This window comes from Oribacterium sp. oral taxon 108 str. F0425, assembly GCF_000214455.1.
Lineage (GTDB): Bacteria > Bacillota > Clostridia > Lachnospirales > Lachnospiraceae > Oribacterium > Oribacterium asaccharolyticum.
The window spans coordinates 1,633,017-1,654,565 of the sequence record NZ_AFIH01000001.1 but is presented as its reverse complement, the minus strand read 5'-3'; the positions used below and the strand labels follow the sequence as shown (position 1 = coordinate 1,654,565).

Sequence of the window (21,549 nt, the reverse complement as noted above, 5' to 3'; positions counted from 1 at the left end):
TTCTCAATCTCTGTTAAAGTATGGAATACTTCATTTACAAAACAAATGTTTTGTTATATTATACAGGACAAAGGAGAGAAGCAATGGAAGAGAAAGAGTCCTGTGGAATTATGGCTATCGATTTAAAGTCTTTTTATGCTTCCTGTGAGTGTGTGGAAAGGGGCTTGGATTCGATGGATGCCTATCTTGTGGTAGCAGACGGCGGAAGAACGGAAAAGACCATCTGTCTTGCGGTGAGCCCTGCTTTAAAGAACTTCGGGATTCCCGGAAGACCGAGACTTTTTGAGGTGATTGAGAGAGTTAAGGAAATTAACTATCAAAGGAAGCGTAAGACGGAAGAGAGAAGGCTGGTGGGAAGCTCCTGCCTGGATTCCGACTTGAAGGCTTATTCTTTTTTGGCTCTTTCTTATATTACGGCACCTCCCAGAATGGCTCTGTACATGGAGTACAGCAGAAGAATTTATGAAATTTATCTGCGTTTTGTGTCCAGAGAAGATATTCATGTTTATTCCGTAGACGAGGTGTTTATTGATTTACGTCCCTATGAGAAAGTTTATCGGAAGAGTGCGGAAGAGCTTGCGGCAGAAATTGCGAGGACGGTATATGGGGAAATGGGAATTGTCGCCACGGTGGGATTGGGAGAAAATTTGTATTTGGCAAAGGTTGCGATGGATATTATGGCGAAGCATTTAAAGACAACGGAAGATGGACTTCGTCTGGCAAAGCTCACAGAACGCAGCTACCGAAGAGAACTTTGGGGGTATCGTCCGATTCGAGATTTTTGGCGAATCGGAAGAGGAACGGCAGAAAAGCTGGAAAGTTATGGAATCTATACCATGGGCGATATCGCATTAGCCTCTCTTTCCGGGGAAGAAAAAAAGCAGAATCAGACACTGCTTTATAAGCTTTTCGGCATACAGGCGGAATATCTTATCGATCATGCCTGGGGGTATGAACCTTGCAGAATTGCCGATATTCATGCTTTGCAGGCAAAACGAAAGAGTCTTAGCTCAGGGCAGGTCTTGCCCTATCCCTACGATTTTCAAAAAGGAAGAATTGTTGCGGAGGAGATGGCGGAGGCCTTGGCCTATGAGCTGAAAGAGAAAGGGCTTTGTACAGAATTGGTACAGCTTTCGATTTCCTTCGACGGGGAAAATGTAGGAGAGTCTTATGCCGGAGAAAAACGGAAAAATCATTATGGGAAGTTTGTTCCCAGAGGAGTGCATGGACTGCATCACCTGACGGAACGAAGCAATCGGGAGAAAGAGATTACGGAGGCGATTTTATCTATCTATGATGAAATCATGGACAGACGATTGTCTATCCGAAAGCTTTCTTTGTCTTTTGAAGATATTTCTCCCGTTAAGAAAGAGAAGCTCGGTCAAGTGGATCTCTTTACCTATTGCAGGGAGAAAGAAGAGAATGAGAAAAAAGAAGAGGGATGCGGTAAAGGAATCTTGCAAGAGAGTTTTCCGGATAGGGAAGAGCGTGTGAGGGAGGCTTCCTTACAGCTTATGCAGAAGTATGGAAAGAATGCGGTATTAAAAGCCTATCAATATCTGGACGGGGCGAGGGGCAGAGAGCGAAATAAACAGATAGGAGGACACAGCAGTGGAATATAGGAAAAGAGAAGTTGCCGAAACGGAAACCATAGGGAGGATGGAGCTTGCCCGGCAAATGGAATCCGTAGGGAGAACGGAGCTTACCGGGAAAACGAAAAGAAATAAGATGATAGAGCGAAAAAATACGGAGCCCATGAAGCAATGCGGAAAATACAGTACGATTCTAAGTCATCCATATCCTTTCCCCCTCTGTCGGCAGAGGACCGATTTATCCCATAGAGCGGTACAATTTTTTTCTTTTGCGGCATTAAAGGGCTATGAGGAGATGATAGAGGAATAAATTCATTTTCTCCAGGAAAGTAAATTTATTTTCATTCTTGACATATACCCTATGGGGGTATATTATACCTTCTGAAAGGATAGCTCGAGAAGTTCCTTTCTCGAAAGAACAAGCAGCTTTCATAAATTGCTTTATACTATAGATAGGAGGGTAAATGAAAAAATATACAGTGACCGGGATGTCTTGTGCAGCCTGTCAGACAAGGGTGGAAAAGGCCGTGCAGAAAGTGCCGGGGGTAAAATCTTGTTCGGTTTCTCTGCTTACCAACAGTTTGGCAGTGGAAGGAGAGGTTTCGGAAACAGCCGTGCAGGAAGCGGTGGAGAAAGCCGGATATGGCTTTATATCCGATACGAAGTCGGAAGCACAGAAGGAAGATGCTTTGGAAGACCGAGAAACTCCAAAGCTAAAAAAGCGTTTTTTGCAGTCTCTTGTTTTTTTACTTGTTCTTATGACGCTGTCTATGGGGCCGATGCTTTTTCATTTTTCCTTACCGGCAGTTTTACGCTATCCCGGAATTCTTGCTCTTACAGAAATGTTGCTTGCCATTATCGTAATGCTGATTAACAAGAAATTTTTCACTTCGGGCTTCTCTGCCTTATTTCGGCTCGCTCCCAATATGGACAGTCTGGTAGCCTTAGGCTCCTCGGCTTCCTTCCTTTATTCTTTGGGCGTTCTCTATGGGATAAACTATTATTTGGAACTGGGAAATGCGGAAATGGCACATCAAATAGGGCATCATCTTTACTTTGAGACGGCAGCGATGATTCCTACCCTGATTACTCTGGGAAAGATGTTGGAATCGATTTCAAAGGGAAGAACCACGAGTGCTCTAAAAGGGCTGATGGATCTAAGTCCCAAGACCGCTGTGCTTTTAAAAGACGGCGTAGAGGAGACGGTGTCTGTTGATGATGTAGCGGTTGGAGATGTTTTTGCGGTGAAGCCCGGGGAACAGATTCCCGTGGACGGGCTGATTCTCTCCGGACGTACGGCGATAGATGAGTCGGCACTTACGGGAGAATCGATTCCGGCGGATAAAGAAGAGGGAGACAAGATTTCTGCGGGAACCCTGAATCGATCGGGATATATCACGGCGAAAGCAGTTCGCATCGGAAAGGATACAAGTCTTTCACAGATTATCGAAATGGTGTCCGATGCCGCCGCAACGAAGGCCCCCATTGCCCGCATTGCGGACAAAATTTCCGCTGTTTTTGTTCCTTTTGTCATGGGAATTGCACTCCTTACTTTTCTCGTTGTGCTGGGAAGCGGAGCGGAATTTTCCACGGCACTTTCCCGAGGAGTGGCGGTTCTTGTCATCAGCTGTCCCTGTGCACTGGGGCTTGCGACGCCCGTTGCGATTATGGTAGGAAACGGTGTTGGGGCAAAAAACGGTATTCTTTTTAAAACGGCATCTTCTTTGGAAGAAGCGGGAAGAGTGGAAATCATTGCCTTGGACAAGACCGGAACCGTGACAAACGGAACTCCGGTAGTCACCGATATTGTTCCGGTTCGGGAAGAGAAGAAAGAGGAACTTTTAAAGCTTGCCGTTTCGATAGAAAAGAATTCCGAACATCCGCTTGCCAAGGCAATACAGAGCTATGGGGAGCAAAACGGAATTTCTCCTTATCCGGTAGAAGATTTTCAAGCCATGGCCGGGCACGGTATCACGGCAAGTTATGGGGGAGAGAAAATCATTGCCTGCTCGGAAGGGTATTTACGGGAGCATTTCCCGGTGAAAGAGGATTTTTTAGAAAACTTGAATGCCCTTTCCGCAGAGGGTAAGACCAATCTGTTCTTCCTAAGAGGAGAAGAACTTTTGGGGGCCATCTCCGTAGCGGACAGTTTGAAGACGGACGCAAAGGAAGGGATTGAAGAGCTTAAGAAACAGGGTGTCTTTACGGTTATGTTGACGGGAGATCGGAAGAATACGGCGGAGGCGATTGCAAAGGAAGCAGGGGTGGATTTAGTGATTGCCGAAGTCCTTCCGGACGGCAAGGAAGAAGTCATCAGGAAGCTACAGGAATTCGGAAAGGTAGCGATGGTGGGGGACGGCATTAATGATGCGATTGCCTTAACCAGAGCGGATTTGGGAATCGCCATCGGAGCGGGAACGGATGTAGCGATCGATGCGGCGGATATTGTACTGATGAAGTCAAATGTTTCGGATATTCCGAGGAGTATTCGACTCTCCCGCGCCACGATTCACAACATCCATGAGAATTTATTCTGGGCATTTTTTTACAATGTAATCTGTATTCCCCTTGCGGCAGGATTTTATTCAGCCGTATTTCACTGGAATTTTGAAATGAACCCGATGGTTGGAGCTTTAGCCATGAGTTTATCCAGTGTGACGGTTTGCCTGAATGCCCTTCGTTTGAATTTATTTTCCATAAAAGATACGAAGAAAGACAGGAAAAAGGGAATCGGGGAAGAAAAGAGACAGGCAATTTTGGCGGAATTTTCCCAAAAGGGAACGGCAATAAAAGATAAAAGTGAAAATACGGAAAATCAGGAGGAAAAAAGAATGGAAAAGAAAATGGAAATTACGGGAATGATGTGCGGGCATTGTGAGGCCAGAGTAAAGAAGGCTTTAGAAGCAGTCAGCGGGGTGGATCATGCGGAAGTAAGCCATGAAAACGGAACGGCCACCGTTTTTCTGAAGGAAGAAGTGGACAATGCTACTCTGAAAGCGGCAGTAGAGGCACAGGATTACGGTGTTACAAATATTGAATAAGGTAGGGAATGCATGGAAAAATGTCACTGCGCCGAGAGAAAAAAGCTGAAGCCTCGGGATGAGGCGGAGAAAAAGGCATTAATATCCCGATTAAATCGAATGGAGGGGCAAATTAAGGGGATTCGGAACATGCTGCTGGAAGATCGATATTGTGTGGATATTATCACGCAGGTCAGTTCGGTTTCCTCAGCCCTAAAGGCCTTCAGTAAAGAACTTTTACAGAGGCACATTTCGAGCTGTGTAGTGGAAGAGATTCAGGACGGAAAGGAAGATGCGGTAGAGGAACTTTGCGAACTGATCAAAAAGATTATGTAGCAGAAAGAAAGCGCCGGAAGAGGAACTGATTTTTAAAGGAATCGGTGTGATTCCAAAAGAAAAGAAAAAGAGAATTATTCTTGAAGATTTTCATACTTTAAACACAAAAGGACTTTATACTGCCGCGTATAGAGTTCTTTTTTTAAACAGATATACAGAAGCAATAAAGTAAGGAGAAATACAGATGGATAATAAAAACTCATTTCCGAACTTTGACGATTTTTTTCGAATAGGCAAAATCACAACAAACAGGGAAATAACGGGAATAGACAGACGCCTTTTCTATTCTATGTTTTTGTGGCGTTAATCATCACTTTGCTTTTAAACAGTTTTGTGATTCCCGCTATCAAGCAGGCCAGAATTGAAAGCAGTACCTATTCCGACTTCCAACAGGCGGTAGAAAACAAGGAAGTTAAGGCGGTTGAACTGGGGGAGAACAGCATTAAGTACGAAGTGGAGAAGGATGGAAAAACGACCATTTACAGTACGACCAGAATAAAGAACGAATTTACCGAAGCGCAGATTTTAAGTGAACTTACCAAGCAGGGCGTAAAATATAATGAAACCCTTCCTGTAGAGAATAATTTTCTCCTGAATTTCATTTTTTCCTGGGTGATTCCCTTGCTTCTCTTTATGGCTGTCGGAAGTTGGTTGTCAAAGCGAATGACTTCCGCAATGGGCAACATGGGAGGCGGCGGCTTCGGACTGGGCGGTTTCGGGAAATCCAATGCAAGAGAGTATGAGAAGAAAGACGACAGCATTCGTTTTAGGGATGTAGCCGGAGAAGATGAGGCGAAAGAACTTCTTACGGAAATGGTGGATTATCTCAACAATCCGGACAAATATTCGAAGATTGGTGCGAAGATTCCAAAAGGAGCCCTCTTGGTAGGCCCTCCCGGAACCGGTAAGACGATGCTTGCGAAAGCGGTAGCCGGAGAGGCGGGGGTTCCGTTCTTCTCCATTTCCGGTTCGGAATTTGTGGAAATGTTTGTCGGTATGGGTGCAGCAAAGGTGCGAGATCTCTTCGATCAGGCAAAAAAGAAGTCCCCCTGTATCATTTTTATCGATGAGATTGATGCCATCGGTAAGAAGAGAGGTGCAGGCGGTTTAGGGGGCAATGACGAGAGAGAACAGACCTTAAACCAGCTTCTTACGGAAATGGACGGGTTTGACAGTTCAAAGGCAATCATCCTTTTGGCGGCAACCAACCAGCCGGACCAGTTGGATCCGGCACTGCTGCGCCCCGGCCGTTTTGACAGAAGAGTTCCGGTGGAGTTACCGGATTTCCAGGGAAGAGTGGATATCTTAAAGGTACATGCGAAGAAGATTAAGATGTCCGACAATGTGAATCTGGAAGCCATAGCGAAGGCTGCTCCCGGTGCCTCCGGTGCAGAGCTTGCCAACATCATCAATGAGGCGGCGCTTCGTGCGGTTCGTGCCGGCCGAGAGAGAGTAATTCAGTCTGATCTTGAAGAGTCCATTGAAGTGGTTATTGCGGGATATCAGAAGAAAAATAAGGTTATGACGGATAAGGAGAAGTTGATTGTTTCTTATCATGAAGTCGGCCATGCTCTGGTAGCGGCTCTGCAGAAGGATTCCGCTCCGGTGCACAAGATTACCATTATTCCGAGAACCTCGGGAGCCCTGGGCTATACCATGCAGGTAGAGGAAGAAGGCAATCATTATCTTTACTCCAGGGAAGAGTTGGAAAATGAAATTGCAACACTTACCGGAGGGCGTTGTGCGGAGGAACTTATTTTCCATACCTGTACCACCGGTGCGGCAAATGATATTGAGCGTGCGACAAAGTCGGCAAGAGCGATGATTACCCGTTACGGAATGGCAGACAGTATCGGTATGGTTGCCATGGAACAGTTGCATAACCAGTATATTGGCGGCGATGCGACGCTTACGGTTTCTCCCGAAACGCAGACCAAGATAGATGAAATGGTTGTGGAGCTGGTCAAGAAGCAACACGATAAGGCTTATAAACTCTTGGAGGAAAATATCACAAAGTTGCACGAGATTACAAAGTTCCTCTATGAGAGAGAAACCATTTCCGGAGAAGAATTTATGGAGATTCTGAACCGCAAGGAGGTGGATCCTTCCGTGGTGGCAAGGGTTGAAGACTAGACAGGATTTTCCGGCGGAAGAGTGCTACATTGTAGTGATATAAAAGAAATGCCGTATTCTTTGTTACGGCGTTTCCCGTAAATAAAAGGATTACAAGGGTATGTACCTGTTTCAGGATTTAAAAAGAGACAGGCTTGACCTTGTAGTCCTTTTTGCTTTATAGGCATTTTGTGTAGAAGAAAAAATCCCTTTTATCTTTTCGAAAATATGTTAAAGTGAAAATATACTATAGAAGCGTAAGAATAGAACAAATTGAATAAAGATGGTTTGTATACAGAAAAATAGTTCGAGAAGATTTCATAGAAGAGCGGGGAGAAATTATGAAAAAAGACTTGGATTATCTTCGTTTACTGGCAAAATCCTTTCCCACTGCGAATCAGGCAGCGGCGGAGATAATCAACTTGAAGGCAATTTGCGCCCTTCCCAAGGGAACGGAGTATTTTTTTTCCGACCTTCACGGAGAAAGTGAAGCCTTTATTTTTCTTATGCGGTCAGCTTCCGGTGTAATTCGCGATAAGATTTCGGAAATATTTTCCCATTTTCTTCCGGAGGAAGAACAGCTTCGTCTGGCTAATTTGATTTACTATCCGAGAGAAACTTTTTCGAATCGGAAAAATGCTTTTATTGAAGACAAGGAATGGCAGAAGATTACCATTCATCGCTTGACGGCCCTTTGCCTGAAAATTGCATCCAAGTATACCCGCTCTAAGGTAAGGAAGAAACTTCCGAAGGAATTTGCCTATGCGATTGATGAACTTTTACATGATGAAGAGGAAGATACGAAGCTTTATCATAAGGAGATTTTACAGGGAATTTTGGATGTCAATCGAGGCAGGGAATTTATTATTGCCCTTTGCGAATTGATTCAGAATCTAAGTATAGACAGTCTGCATATTATTGGAGACATTTTTGACAGAGGACCACATCCGGATCGCATTATGGAAGAACTGATGTGCTTCCATGATGTGGATATCCAGTGGGGAAACCATGATGTGGATTGGATGGGAGCCTTTGCAGGAAATCCCGCCTGCATTGCCAATGTGCTTCGCATTGCCACTTCCTATAACAGCTTCGATGTTTTAGAGGACGGTTATGGAATCAATCTCCGCCCTCTATCGATGTTCGCGCAGGAAATCTACGGAGAGGATCCCTGCACATGCTTTTATCCGCATCTTTGGGATAAAAATATTGCCGATTCGGTGGAGCCGGAGCTCGCTGCAAAAATGTGCAAAACCATCAGTGTGATAATGTGGAAGGAGGAGGGGCAGCTTATTCGGAGACATCCGGAGTATTGTTTGGAACATAGGATGCTTCTTCATAAAATGGACCTGGAAAAGAAGGTGGTGGAGGTCGAGGGAAAAATCTATCCTTTAAGGGACTGCTTTTTCCCGACGATAGATTGGGAAGATCCCTATGCACTCTCGAAAAAAGAAAAGGAGCTCATGGACACGCTCATCTATAGCTTTACACATTCCAAGATGCTGAAAAAGCATATGGATTTTTTCTTTACCCATGGTTCCATGTATAAAATTATAAATCACAATATTCTTTATCACGGCTGCATTCCGATGACGGAAGAGGGAGATTTTCTCTCTATCTCGACGAGAGACGGAGAGGTTTTCGGAAGGCGTCTCATGGACTATTGTGAACAAAAGTGCATAGAAGCTTACTTTATGAATCGTGACTTGGATCCGAACGGAAAGCTTTATGCCACGGATTTTTTCTGGTATCTTTGGTGTGGACCGAAGTCACCTCTTTTCGGAAAAGATAAAATGTGTACCTTTGAACATTATTTCATTGCCGTTCCGGAAAGTTATCAGGAAAACTACAATGCCTACTATAAGTGGATTGAAAAGGAAAGCTATGTAGATAAAATCATTGAGGAATTTCGTGAAAATCCGGAACTTTCTCATATTATAAACGGGCATGTCCCGGTAAAAAGCAAACAAGGAGAAAGTCCGATTAAGGCTTCCGGAAAGCTTTTTATGATTGACGGAGGAATTTCTAAGGCGTATCATTCTAAAACCGGGATTGCAGGATACACCTTGATTTATGATTCAAAACATCTTTCCCTTGCGGAACATAAAGATTTTCAAAAGGGAGAAGAAAATACGCCTGACATCCGGGTTGTGGAAAGAATGAAGAGCAGAATACGCATTGCAGAGACGGATAAGGGAACAGAACTCCGCCGGCAGATGGAAGATTTATGGGATTTACTGGAGGCTTACGGAAACGGAGATTTAAAGGAATGCCTGCGAGAAGTATAAAAGGTGGAAAAGAGGAAGTATGGGAAAAAAGACAGTGATGGTGGATTTGACCAAGGGAAATCCGATGAGCCTCATCATCGGATTTGCTTTGCCTATGTTTTTGGGAACATTGTTTCAACAGTTTTACAGTATGGTGGATACGATTATCGTAGGAAAGCTTCTCGGCTTAAATGCTTTGGCGGGTGTCGGTTCCACAGGGGCAATCAGCTTTATGATTAACGGTTTTGTTATAGGACTTTGTTCCGGTTTTGCTATTCCGGTAGCGCAGAAGTTCGGCGCCAAACAGGAAAGTAAACTTCGGAAGTATGTGGGAAACCTGCTCTGGCTCAGCATTATATTTTCCATTGTCATGACGGCTTTGATTGCCTTGGCGACCGATGGGATACTCCGCTTTATGAATACGCCGGAAGAAACCTTCTCTTATGCTTTTGACTATATTTTTATTATCTTCCTGGGCATACCGACCACCTTTTTATATAATATGACGAGTTCTACAATCCGTGCTCTCGGAGATTCGAAGACCCCGCTCTATTTCTTGATTTTTGCCGCCATTTTAAATATTATTCTGGACTATCTCAGCATTCGTTTTTGGGGATTTGGGGTAGACGGCCCGGCCTATGCTACCGTGATTTCTCAGCTTCTTTCCGGCCTTTTGTGTCTCTTCTATATGAGAAAGAAGTTTCCTATTTTACATTTTCAAAAAGGGGAACTCAGACTGGAAAAGCATTATTACAAAAGACTCTTGTTTATCGGTGTGCCGATGGGCTTGCAATACAGTATTACGGCGATTGGCTCCGTAGTTCTGCAGACGGCGGTAAACGGTTTAGGTGCGGCTCCGATGGCGGCAATTACCGCAGGGCAGAGAATCAGCGGATTTTGTTGCTGTGTTTTTGATGCCTTGGGGGCAACTATGGCAACTTATGCCGGACAAAACTCGGGAGCAAGAGAATATAAGCGGATTGACAGAGGACTTTGGGCCGCAACAAAGATAGGCAGTATTTATGCTGTTTTGATTTGCATTCTTCTCGTCCTGTTCGGAGGAGAAATTCCGAAAATCTTTATTGACGGCAAGGAACGAGAAGTACTGGCTATGACAAAACAATTTCTGATAGCCAATTCCCTCTTTTTTATTCCGCTGGTTTTTGTAAACTGTTGGCGTTTTACCATTCAGGGAATGGGCTTTTCCGGCTTTGCGATGCTTGCGGGAGTGAGTGAAATGATAGCGCGTTCTCTGGTGGCCTTTATTTTTATTCCAATATTCGGCTATATTGCAGCTTGCTATGCTTCTCCGCTGGCATGGCTTTTCGCGGACATTTTTTTGGTGCCGGCGTTTTATAGCTGCCTAAAGAAACTGAAGAGTAAAACGAGTGTGATTTAGACCGGGAGAAAATATGGCAGCAAGTATTCTAAATGTGGAAAATGCTTCAAAAAGCTTTCAAAATAAAGTTTTATTTCAGGACGCAAACTTCTATATGCAGGAAGGAGAAAAGGTAGCCCTGATCGGGAAGAACGGGGGCGGAAAGTCCACTCTTCTTCGTGTAATTGCGGGAGAAGAGGAACTCGACCGGGGAACGGTTGTAAAGAAACGGAATTTAAAAATTGCCTACCTTCCTCAAGAAACAAAATTTCCGGAAGAAGAGTCGGTTTTACAAGCTCTTATCAAGCATTTTTCGATACAGAACACGGTAGAAGAGAAGGAAGCCTTCGGGAGAAAGGTCATGCAGGAATTGGGGCTTTTGGAGTATGATGCCCCCTGTAAGACGCTTTCCGGCGGACAGAAAAAGCAGCTTGCTCTTCTTGCCGTTTTAAATGTGGAGCCGGACTTATTGCTTCTGGACGAGCCGACCAACCATATTGATGAAGAGGTGAGCGAGTGGCTTGAGGGAAAACTTTCTCAGTTTAAGGGAAGTATTCTTTTGGTCAGCCACGACCGCTATTTTTTGGATACGGTTTGTAACCGCATTGTGGAGCTGGAGAGAGAAGCTTTTATTTCCTATGACTGTAAATACGATGCGTACCTCGAAGAAAAGGCAAATCGGCTTTCCGCAGAGGTCGCAAAGGAGCGGGCAAGACAGAACCTTCTAAGAAAGGAGCTTGCCTGGGTTAGAAGAGGGGCCAAGGCGAGAAGTACGAAGCAGAAAGCCAGGTTGGATCGCTACGAGAAGCTTTCCGAGATGCACGGACCTACGGAGGAGGAAGAGTTAAATTTATCTTCCATCTATACCAGACTTGGGAAATCCACTATTTTTCTAAAGGATATCAGTAAAAGCTATGAGAAGAAGTGCCTGTTTTCTCATTTTTCCTATAACTTTCTTCGGAATGATCGAATCGGGATTATCGGGAAAAACGGAGTGGGAAAGTCCACGCTTATGAAGGTGATACTGGGGGAAATCAGTCCGGATTCCGGTACGGTGGAAATCGGGCAGACCGTACGGATTGCTTATTTTCGACAGGAAAATGAAGAGTTGAACAACGAGGAGCGCGTAATCGACAGCATTAAGGATATTGCCGATTATCTCCCGACAACGGAAGGCTTGATTTCCGCGGCACAGATGGCGGAACGTTTCCTTTTTACACCGGAAATGCAGTTTGCCCCGATTGGAAAGCTTTCCGGCGGAGAAAAAAGGAGGCTCTACCTTCTTCGGATTCTGATGTCCGCACCGAATGTGCTCTTTTTGGACGAGCCGACCAATGACCTCGATATTGCAAGTCTTATGGTTTTAGAGGATTTTTTAGATCATTTTTCCGGAATTGTCCTTATAATCAGCCATGACCGTTATTTTCTGGACAGGACGGTAAATCGTCTTTTTGCTTTTCAGGAAAACGGAAGGATTCGTCAGTTTGAGGGAGGATATACGGACTACCAGGTAGCGCTGCTTTCCGAGAGTCTTCCGGAAGGAGGAAGAGGAGGAAAGGAAAGTTCGGAAAGTACGAAAGGGAACAAGAACGGAAAGAACGAGGATAAGAACGGAAAGAACGGAATCAAGAACGGAAAGAACGAAGAAGAGGCGGATAAACAGGCGGAGACGGAGTCCGGCGGGAAATCCCGGAGAAAAGAACGGGCGCTGAAGATGAGCTACCGTGAACAGAAGGACTATGAGACGATAGAAGAAGAAATCGGAAAGCTCGAGGAAAAAATAGAGGAATTGGATAGACAGAGTGTGGAGAATGCAAGAGATTTTGTTCGTTTGCAGGAATTACAGAAGGAAAAGGAAGAAGCGGAACGTCTGCTCAGTGAAAAATGGGAAAGATGGGAATATCTTTCGGACTTAGCGGAAAGAATAGAGACAGGAGAAAAAAGACTCGATTGACTTTGTCTTTAATTTATGTTAACAATGCTACTATAGTTTTAACATAGAATTAAAGGAGAAGAGTCTATGTATTCGGTTGCCATTGTAAGTCCGGAGAAGTCTCTGGAACCAATAGAAAAGGTGATTCAGGACAAGAGTTTTGAATGCCATTTTTATCCCTATATTTATACCCACCTCAGTGACATTGACAAGATCTATGAGGACTGTCGGAAGAAGTGTGATGTGATTTTCTTTTCAGGGGAACTTGGCTATCATTACATTCTGAAAAAGTTTCCGGATATCCGGATTCCCTGTGCATTTACGGCGTATGAACCAATCGATGTTTTATCGATTTTTTTGCAATTTCAGATTGAACACAAGGATATTCCCCTGAATCGTGTATTTTGTGATTTTTTGACCGAAACCAACCATTACATGGGTGTAAGCAAGTATATTCAGGAGGAAGAGCGCCCCTATTTTTACAAAGACAGTCAATATGATTATAAGCATATTACGGAGTATGCCAAGAAGCTCTGGGATAAGGGCAAAATAGACATGATTTTATCCCGCAGCATCAATAATCTTAAACGTCTGGATGAATTAAAAATACCCTATGTAGCGGTATTTCCCAATGAAGAAATGATTCGGAACTCCATACAACATGCCTTGGATGATTTGCGTCTAAGTACCATTGTGGAAGAGAAAACTCTGTCCGTTTTATTGCGTCTGCCTTTCTCGGAGGAAGTTGATAAAGATGAGAAGGAATTTAGAGAGGCACAGGTCTATCAGTTTTTAACGGCATACAGAAAGGCGAAACATCTTCATTTTTCTATTGAAAAAGGTTTTAATCAGTTCGCCGTGAGTGCGGAGATTTCGATGGATGCGGAGATTCTTCCCATTTTGGAAGAAATTTTAAACCAATGCAGAAAAAATCTGAATTTTCCGTTCCGTTTGGGAATGGGGCTGAGCACTTCCATGGAAAGAAGTCGTTACTATGCCGAGAGGGCATTGATGGAAAGCAATCACTATAGCAGAAATGATGCTTTCTTTATGGAGGAAGAAGGAAAGATTACGGGACCACTTTCTCAGGAACTCCGTTTGGTGTATAACTATAAGAATGAGAAGGCACTTCAGTTTGCAAAAGCCCAGGGAATCCATGAAAGTAATATTTTAAAGCTGATTGGACTTTATGAACAGGCTCCGGAAAAAGCCTTCAATGCACAAAGTTTAGCTGAGCTTTTAGGGATTACTTCCCGCTCGGCCAGCCGGATTTTGGCAAAGCTTTTACAACTGCGTCTTATCCGGGAAGGGGTAATCGAAGAGAAAAAAAATTCCGGAATAGAGAAAAAGATGCGCCATGGCAGGCCGGCTTTGCACTTTCACTTTGTGAAGGAAAATTTTGAGGCAAGCTTTTTGTGAGAAAGTGGAACGAGTAGGAGTTTATGGCAAGAAAACAAAAGACAAAGAGAACAACGAGTAGAAAGAAGCAGGCAGAACGAAACATTGTGACGGATTCGAAAATCAGGGAGGAGATAGTGCTGATTATCACCTGCCTGTTTTCCTTCCTGCTTTTTTTCAGCAATTTGGGATTTTGCGGCTTTTTGGGAGAAATTTTAGTTAAAATACAGTTTTTCTTTTTTGGAACGTTTGCTTTTTTGTTTCCTTTTCTTCTTCTTTTTTTACTGCTTTTTTTATGGCACAGAGGGAAAATCCAACGGTTTATCGCAGAATCTTATCTATTGTCATTTTTTATCTTTTTCTGGAAAGCTTTATCGGAACGATATTTTTGGGGAAAGAAATTCCCTTTGACTTCAACTCTTTATTGGATGGGGGTGGAGTACTGGGGAATGGAATCCTCTTTCTTTTGTCCCGGATTTTAGGGAAGTTGGGAGCGCTTTTTGTTCTTTTCTTTTTGCTTCTTCTCTCTCTTGTTTTTATTACGGAACAACCGATAGTCAGTTTGTTTACGGCGTATTCTGTCCGTACTGCGGAAAAGGCGGGGCGCAAAGCAAAGGAGGACATCCGACGGATTTCGGAGAATGCGAAAGAGGCACTGCGGGAGCGCCGAGAAAAAAGGGAACAAAGAGAGGCGAGAGGAGTGGATTTTTCCGCGACGGATTTTCATCTGGAAGATTTTGCAGAGGAAAGTAAGGACAACGCCGGAATCCCGTTTAAAGAGATGCGGGAAGAGGGAGGATTCTCCTTTGAAGAGCTGGATTTAACAAGAGGCTTGGGGGAATCTTCAGACAATCGGAAGGATGAAGAGTTCAGCGAGCGGGAAGGCAGCAGACCGGAAGAGAATAGCATAGTGGAAAATGGCAGTTTTACACTAAAGGAAGATATACTCGAATCCCCAATGACTATAGAGGAAAGAGGAAGGTCGCGAAAGCGGAAAACGGAAGAGGATTCGGATCTGAAAAAAAGACTTCTGGAACAGGATTCTTCCACAAGGGTGGTGGAGACGGCATCCGGCGGAAGAATTGCATCCGATATGGAAAAATTGCAGGAGAGAATTGCGGAAAAGAAAGAGGAACAGGAAATAAACCCTGTGCAGGAAACGCCTCCCTATCATTTTCCGCCACTCTCTCTTTTGAAGTGCTCTAAAGACAAGCATGCCGGCGAGAAAAATGAAATAGAAAAGAATGCCAGAACTTTGCAGGAAACCTTGAAAAGTTTTGGAATCAGTGTCAGTATCACCAATGTTTCCGTAGGCCCTTCCGTGACCCGTTATGAATTACAGCCGGAACAGGGCGTGAAGCTGGCAAAAATTGTATCCTTAAGCAATGATATCAAGATGCGTCTTGCAGCAGCGGATATTCGAATTGAAGCGCCAATACCGGGAAAATCCGCAGTAGGGATAGAAGTGCCGAATAAGAACAGTCAGGTTGTGTACTTAGGAGATATTCTCTCTTCTGAGGAATTTCAAAAGAATACAATGCGTCTTGCCTTCGGCGTAGGAAAAGATATCGCGGGGAAGGTGGTTGTGACAGACATTGCAAAAATGCCGCATCTTTTGGTAGCGGGAGCCACCGGCGCGGGAAAATCCGTTTCCATTAATACTTTGATTATGTCCATCCTATACAAATACAGTCCGGAAGAGGTCAGAATGATTATGGTTGACCCGAAGGTTGTGGAATTACAGGTCTATAACGGCATTCCGCATCTCCTGATTCCGGTCGTAACCGATCCGAAGAAGGCGGCACAGGCATTGAACTGGGCTGTTGCGGAAATGACTAACCGCTACAAAAAATTTGCCAATTTTGCGGTGCGCGACTTGGCGGGGTACAATGAAAAAATTCGGAAAATGTCTAAAGAGGAGAGAGAAAAGGAGGGAGTGGACGTTTTACCGCAGATTATCATCATTATCGATGAGCTTGCGGATTTGATGATGGTTTCCGCACAGGAGGTTGAGGATGCCATTGTGCGCTTAACTCAGCTTGCCAGAGCCTGCGGAATGCATTTGATTATTGCGACACAAAGACCGTCGGTAAACGTCATTACCGGTCTTATTAAGGCAAATGTTCCTTCCCGAATTGCTTTTTCCGTGAGCAGCGGTGTAGATTCCAGAACCATTATTGATATGAATGGTGCCGAGAAACTCTTGGGCAAGGGAGATATGCTTTTCTTCCCGCAGAATCTGCCGAAGCCTATTCGTGTGCAGGGTGCCTTCGTATCCGATGAGGAAGTCGGAAAGGTAACGGATTTCCTGAAAAATCAAGGAACGGTAGAATACAACGAACGCATTATAGACAGCATTGAACAGGGTGAGAGCGGCAATACGGCGGAGGCGTCTTCATCCGACCGGGATGAACTCTTTATCGATGCCGCCAGAACGGTAATCGATACGGAGAAGGCCAGCATCGGATTTTTACAGAGAAGGTTCAGAATCGGCTTTAATCGTGCGGCCCGCATTATGGACCAGCTGGCAGAGGCCCATATTGTAGGAGAAGAGGAAGGAACAAAGGCAAGACAGATTTTGATGAGCGAGGAAGAGTTCGAGGCGAACTTTGTAAATAAGGGGGAATAAAAATGAAATCTGATTTGGAAATTGCGCAGGAGAGAGAGTTGTTGAACATTACGGATGTTGCGGCAAAATACGGCATCCCGGAGGAAGAGATTGAACTTTATGGAAAATATAAGGCCAAGCTTTCTCCTTCGGTTTATGAAAAAAGGAAGAAAGAGAAGGACGGAAAATTGATTTTGGTGACGGCCATTAATCCCACGCCCTTAGGGGAGGGAAAAACAACGGTTTCCGTCGGTCTTACCGATGCCTTAAATCGTCTGGGAAAGAAAACAACTGTTGCCCTTCGTGAACCGAGCCTGGGTCCCTGCTTTGGAGTGAAAGGAGGAGCAGCCGGAGGCGGCTATGCCCAGGTCGTTCCTATGGAAGATTTGAATCTTCATTTTACCGGGGATTTTCATGCCATTACGGCGGCGAATAACCTTCTTGCCGCCATGCTGGACAACCATATCCAACAGGGAAATGCCTTGGATATCGATTTGAAGCGCATTCAATGGAAACGATGTGTGGATATGAATGACAGGGTGCTCCGCAACGTCACTGTTGGCTTAGGTGGTCCCGGAGACGGTGTTGTCAGAGAAGACCATTTCATTATCACAGTGGCATCTGAAATTATGGCTATTCTTTGCTTAAGTAAGGATATAGAGGATTTAAAGGAAAGACTATCCCGTATCATTGTAGCTTACAACAGGAAGGGAGAACCGGTACGGGCAAAAGAGCTCCATGCTGTCGGTTCGATGGCGGTTCTTCTAAAGGATGCCATGAAACCGAATATCGTGCAGACTTTGGAAGGGAATATGGCACTTGTGCATGGCGGTCCCTTTGCCAATATCGCTCACGGCTGTAATTCTATTATGGCAACAAAATATGCTTTGAAGCTTTCCGACATCGTGGTGACGGAAGCCGGATTCGGGGCAGACCTCGGTGCTGAAAAGTTTTTTGACATTACCTGCCAGCTTGGAGACTTAAAACCGGATTGTGCCGTGATTGTCGCAACGGTTCGTGCTCTAAAGTATAATGGCGGAATGGAAAAGAATGCTCTTTTGGAAGAGAATCTCGAAGCCCTGGAAAAGGGAATTGTCAATTTGGAAAAACATATTGAAAATGTGCAGAAGTATGGTCTTCCGGTAGTTGTGTCCATAAACCGCTTTGCTTCGGATTCGGAGAATGAACTGAATTTTATTGCACAATTCTGTGAGAAAAAGCAGGTCGGTTTTGCCATTACGGAGGTTCACGGAAAAGGTGGAGCGGGCGGAGAGGCGCTGGGTAAGGAAGTTCTGAAGCAACTGGATAAAGCCGCCGCTTTCCGGCCCGTGCAGACACTGAGTCTTTCCTTGGAAGAGAAGATAGGAAAGGTGGCAAAGGAAATTTACGGTGCTAAGGATGTAAACTACAGTCCTAAGGCCAAAAAGGAGCTGGAAAAGCTTTCTTTACTGGGCTTTTCGGAATGTCCGGTTTGTATGGCAAAAACCCAGTACAGCCTTTCGGATAACCCGGCTTTACTGGGAAGACCGGAGGGATTCACTCTGCAGGTAAAAGACCTCTATGTTTCCGCCGGGGCAGGCTTTGTTGTTGTGCTTACCGGAGATATTATGACGATGCCGGGCTTACCGAAGGTACCTGCCGCAGAACGTATAGACCTTATTGACGGAAAAATCATCGGGCTTTCCTAAAAGGATGCCTTTTCAAGATAGTGGAAAGAAGGAAATAAAATGTCTCAGTGGATAGATGCCTTAACGGCCTGCCGGGTTCTTTTGGGAGACCCGACAAAGGAAGAATTACAAAGTATTTCTTATGACTCCAGAAAAGCGAAGGTGGGAGATTTATTTCTCTGCCTGAAAGGAACGAAGCTGGATTCCCATGATAAGATTCCGGAGCTGATTGCTTCCGGTGTTCGAATTTTTGTAGTGGAAAAAGAACTGGAAGAATTGGACTTGTCGGATGTAGAGCGGGATAAGCTCTGTATGGTAAAAGTGGAAAACGGGAGGAAGGCGCTTGCCGAACTATCAGCTTTTTATTTTCACTATCCGTCAAGAGAGATGCTGATGATCGGGATCACCGGGACGAAGGGAAAAACCACCACTGCAAGCATGGTGCGGAGCATTTTGGAAGAAGGCGGATATCGTACCGGGCTTATTGGAACAACCGGAATTGATTATGCGGGAATTCATGAAGAAAGCAGAAACACTACACCTGAATCTTATACGCTTCAGGAAACTTTTCGTAAGATGAGAGAAAAGGGTTGCACTGCAGTAGTGATGGAAGCCTCTTCCCAGGGTTTCAAAATGCATAGAACAGATGAAATTCTGTTTGACTACGGCATTTTCACCAATATTGAAGAAGACCATATCGGTGAAAATGAACACAAGGATTTTGCAGAGTATAAATATTATAAGTCCTGCATTTTCAAGCAGTCGAAGATAGGGCTTGTCAATCGCGACGCCAATTTTGCGGAAGAATTTTTGGAAAATGCCCCCTGTCCCTGTTACACCTTTGCCCTGGAGAACATGGCGGATTTTCAAGCGAAAGAAATTGAGAATTTAAGGCAGGACGACTTCATCGGAACCTGCTTTACCTTCCTGCATGGAGAAGTAAAGGAACGCATTTTCAACCATCTTCCCGGAGCCTATAATGTATATAACGCTCTGGCAGCGGTTTCTTTAGCGTGTCTTTTGAAGATTCCGATGGAGAAGATAAAGCATGCTCTTTCCAAGATTAAAGTGAATGGACGTATGGAGGTTGTTCTGCAGAGAGACGGACATACGGTGATTGTGGACTATGCACATAATGCGATGGGAATGAAGAACCTTTTGCAAACGCTTCGCTCCTATAATCCGGGCCGCTTAATCGTGGTTTTTGGCTGTGGCGGAAATCGTTCTAAAGATAGAAGATACGGGATGGGAGAAGTTGCGGGCGAAATGGCGGATTTCAGTATTTTGACCGCAGACAATTCCCGTTATGAAAAGACGGAAGACATTATTGCCGATATTGAAAGTACCTTGTCGAAAAAAAGTTCTGCTTACATTGCCATTCCGGACAGAAGAGAGGCCATTGCCTATGCTTTAGCGCATGCAAAGCGTGGAGATCTTATTGCTGTAATCGGAAAGGGACATGAGGAATACAATGAGGTTAACGGGCAGTTGACACACTTTGTGGATCGGGAAGTGATTCTGGAAGAAGCGGATAAATTGGCGGAGAAAAAATAGAATGGATTTTGAAAAACTCTTCTTAGCAATAGAAAAAATCGTAGTGGATTCCCGGGAGGATTGCTCTTCTGCACTTTTTGTGCCCATTCGGGGAGAAAAAGTAGACGGACATCGTTTTATTCCGATGGCAATCAGCCATGGAGCAAAAGAAATCTTCACGGAGGAGGACTTTTCCGATTTGGGAAAGCAGTATCCGGATGTACATTTTCACAGGGTGGAGAATACCCTGGCAGCGCTCCAGGATTTCGGTGCATATTGCCGAAGGAGGTATAGGGGAAAACTCATCGGCGTTACGGGATCCGTCGGAAAAACGACCACAAGAGAAATGATTGCCACGGCTCTTTCTTCCGAAAAAACGGTATTCCAAACTAAAGGAAACGCCAATTCCCAGATTGGTGTCCCGATTACACTTTTTCATATGGCCAAAGAAGAAAGGGAAATCAGCGTTATTGAGATGGGCGTATCGATTCCCGGAGAGATGGAGAAGTTGGCACGAATGGCCAGTGTGGACATGGCCGTCTTTACCAATATTGGCACTGCCCATCTTGAAAATATGCAGACAAAAGAGAACACCTGTTTTGAGAAGATGCATATTCTTATGGGAGAAAATAGAACGGTTCATCTCTACCTTCCGAAGAAAGATCTGATTCTCTCTGTTCTGGATGAGAAAAAAATCTATGAAATGGGATTTTTAGGTGGAAAGCGGGAGGAAAGGGAAGGCTCTGTAAAAGGAAGTTCAGAGGAAGAAGAGAGAATTCATCTCAAATTATCTTTCTATGAAAAGGCCAATATTCCGCTTTCCGTTCCGGGAGAACATATGCAGGAAAATGCGGGAATTGCCTTACTGCTTTCGAAAGAGCTCGGTGTTTCGGAAGAAGCGGCAAAAAAAGCGCTTTTCACTTTTACGGGACTACCCGGGAGGGGAGAGAAAATTCGGACGAAGAAGGGAATTACGATTCTGGATGACAGCTATAATGCTTCTCCCGATTCCATGAAGGCCAGTCTCCATGTTCTTTCTGCAGAAAAAGGAGGAAGAAAAATAGCGGTTCTCGGAGATATGAATGAATTGGGAAGAGATGAATTGCTTTTACATAGAGAAATAGGAGAAGAACTTCGAAAGCTTTCTATTGATGCACTTTTTACGCTGGGAGAAAAATCGAAAGAAATATGGAAGGGTTTGGGCGAAAAGAAAATTCCGGGAGAAGCCTGTACTTCTCTTTCCGCTTTGACGGAGGCAGTAAAGGATGAAGTAAGGGAAGGGGACATTGTTTTATTTAAAGCCTCCCATTCTCTTTCCTTATCAACGGTTATTAACAAGCTTTTGGAAGAGGAATAAGGAGTTGATTTGTACGCAGAGGTCATTGTAGACATAAGCCATGAGGCAATTGATAAGAGTTTTAGTTATAGGATTCCCGAGGACATGGTTCTCCATGTCGGGGATCCTGTTTTAGTTCCTTTTGGAAGAGGAAAGAAAAAAGCTTATGTCTTGTCCATTCATGAAAGGGTTTGTTTTCCGGAAGAAAAAATCAAGGATATTGATTCCGTTTTAGATAAGGAATTTTCCGTTGAGGAAGAGCTTCTTTCTTTGGCTGTTTGGATGAGCAGGGAATATGGAACCGGCTTAAACCAATGCTTAAAGACGGTTATTCCGGTAAAGAAAAAGTAAAAAAGAGGGGAAAAGCTA

Annotated in this window: 14 protein-coding genes; all 14 read left to right on the top strand. The window is 44.4% G+C overall.

What is annotated here, in order from left to right; genetic code table 11:
- The first annotated feature begins 83 nt into the window (after positions 1–83).
- The 14 genes from HMPREF9124_RS07735 to HMPREF9124_RS12360 all read left to right on the top strand — a co-directional run bounded on the left by HMPREF9124_RS07735 (position 84) and on the right by HMPREF9124_RS12360 (position 21,531).
- Positions 84–1,622 carry a Y-family DNA polymerase gene (locus tag HMPREF9124_RS07735; RefSeq protein ID WP_009429861.1) on the top strand — a complete coding sequence of 513 codons (1,539 nt, stop codon included), beginning with the start codon at positions 84–86 and terminating at the stop codon, positions 1,620–1,622.
- Entirely contained in the window at positions 1,612–1,902 is a 291-nt protein-coding gene (locus tag HMPREF9124_RS07730; protein WP_009427955.1) for a hypothetical protein, read from the top strand. The genes HMPREF9124_RS07735 and HMPREF9124_RS07730 overlap by 11 nt, the downstream gene beginning before the upstream one ends.
- Before the next feature lie 154 nt (positions 1,903–2,056).
- Positions 2,057–4,633 carry a heavy metal translocating P-type ATPase gene (locus tag HMPREF9124_RS07725; protein WP_009428788.1) on the top strand — a complete coding sequence of 859 codons (2,577 nt, stop codon included), beginning with the start codon at positions 2,057–2,059 and terminating at the stop codon, positions 4,631–4,633.
- 12 nt (positions 4,634–4,645) lie between these two features.
- A complete protein-coding gene (locus HMPREF9124_RS07720) occupies positions 4,646–4,948 on the top strand; it encodes a metal-sensing transcriptional repressor (RefSeq protein ID WP_009429301.1) in 303 nt (100 codons plus the stop codon).
- A 306-nt stretch (positions 4,949–5,254) separates the two neighbouring features.
- Complete coding sequence (gene ftsH / locus HMPREF9124_RS07715; RefSeq protein ID WP_442852482.1) at positions 5,255–7,081, top strand: ATP-dependent zinc metalloprotease FtsH; 1,827 nt, start codon at positions 5,255–5,257, stop codon at positions 7,079–7,081.
- A 320-nt stretch (positions 7,082–7,401) separates the two neighbouring features.
- Positions 7,402–9,348, top strand: a complete 1,947-nt coding sequence (locus tag HMPREF9124_RS07710; protein WP_009429107.1) for a fructose-bisphosphatase class III — start codon at positions 7,402–7,404, stop codon at positions 9,346–9,348.
- Positions 9,349–9,367: 19 nt separating this feature from the next.
- Positions 9,368–10,726: an MATE family efflux transporter gene (locus tag HMPREF9124_RS07705; protein WP_009429314.1), complete on the top strand. Its 1,359-nt coding sequence runs from the start codon at positions 9,368–9,370 to the stop codon at positions 10,724–10,726.
- 13 nt (positions 10,727–10,739) lie between these two features.
- Positions 10,740–12,659: an ABC-F family ATP-binding cassette domain-containing protein gene (locus tag HMPREF9124_RS07700; protein ID WP_009428677.1), complete on the top strand. Its 1,920-nt coding sequence runs from the start codon at positions 10,740–10,742 to the stop codon at positions 12,657–12,659.
- A gap of 66 nt (positions 12,660–12,725) precedes the next feature.
- A complete protein-coding gene (locus HMPREF9124_RS07695) occupies positions 12,726–14,057 on the top strand; it encodes a hypothetical protein (protein ID WP_009429340.1) in 1,332 nt (443 codons plus the stop codon).
- 274 nt (positions 14,058–14,331) lie between these two features.
- Positions 14,332–16,665: a DNA translocase FtsK gene (locus HMPREF9124_RS07690; RefSeq protein WP_009427682.1), complete on the top strand. Its 2,334-nt coding sequence runs from the start codon at positions 14,332–14,334 to the stop codon at positions 16,663–16,665.
- 2 nt (positions 16,666–16,667) lie between these two features.
- On the top strand, positions 16,668–18,332 hold the full coding sequence (locus tag HMPREF9124_RS07685) for a formate--tetrahydrofolate ligase (RefSeq protein ID WP_009429320.1): 1,665 nt from the start codon (positions 16,668–16,670) through the stop codon (positions 18,330–18,332).
- Positions 18,333–18,371: 39 nt separating this feature from the next.
- Positions 18,372–19,865, top strand: a complete 1,494-nt coding sequence (locus tag HMPREF9124_RS07680) for a UDP-N-acetylmuramoyl-L-alanyl-D-glutamate--2,6-diaminopimelate ligase (protein WP_009429010.1) — start codon at positions 18,372–18,374, stop codon at positions 19,863–19,865.
- A gap of 1 nt (position 19,866) precedes the next feature.
- On the top strand, positions 19,867–21,201 hold the full coding sequence (locus HMPREF9124_RS07675) for a UDP-N-acetylmuramoyl-tripeptide--D-alanyl-D-alanine ligase (protein ID WP_009429480.1): 1,335 nt from the start codon (positions 19,867–19,869) through the stop codon (positions 21,199–21,201).
- 9 nt (positions 21,202–21,210) lie between these two features.
- A complete protein-coding gene (locus HMPREF9124_RS12360; protein ID WP_009428623.1) occupies positions 21,211–21,531 on the top strand; it encodes a hypothetical protein in 321 nt (106 codons plus the stop codon).
- The last annotated feature ends 18 nt before the right edge of the window (positions 21,532–21,549 follow it).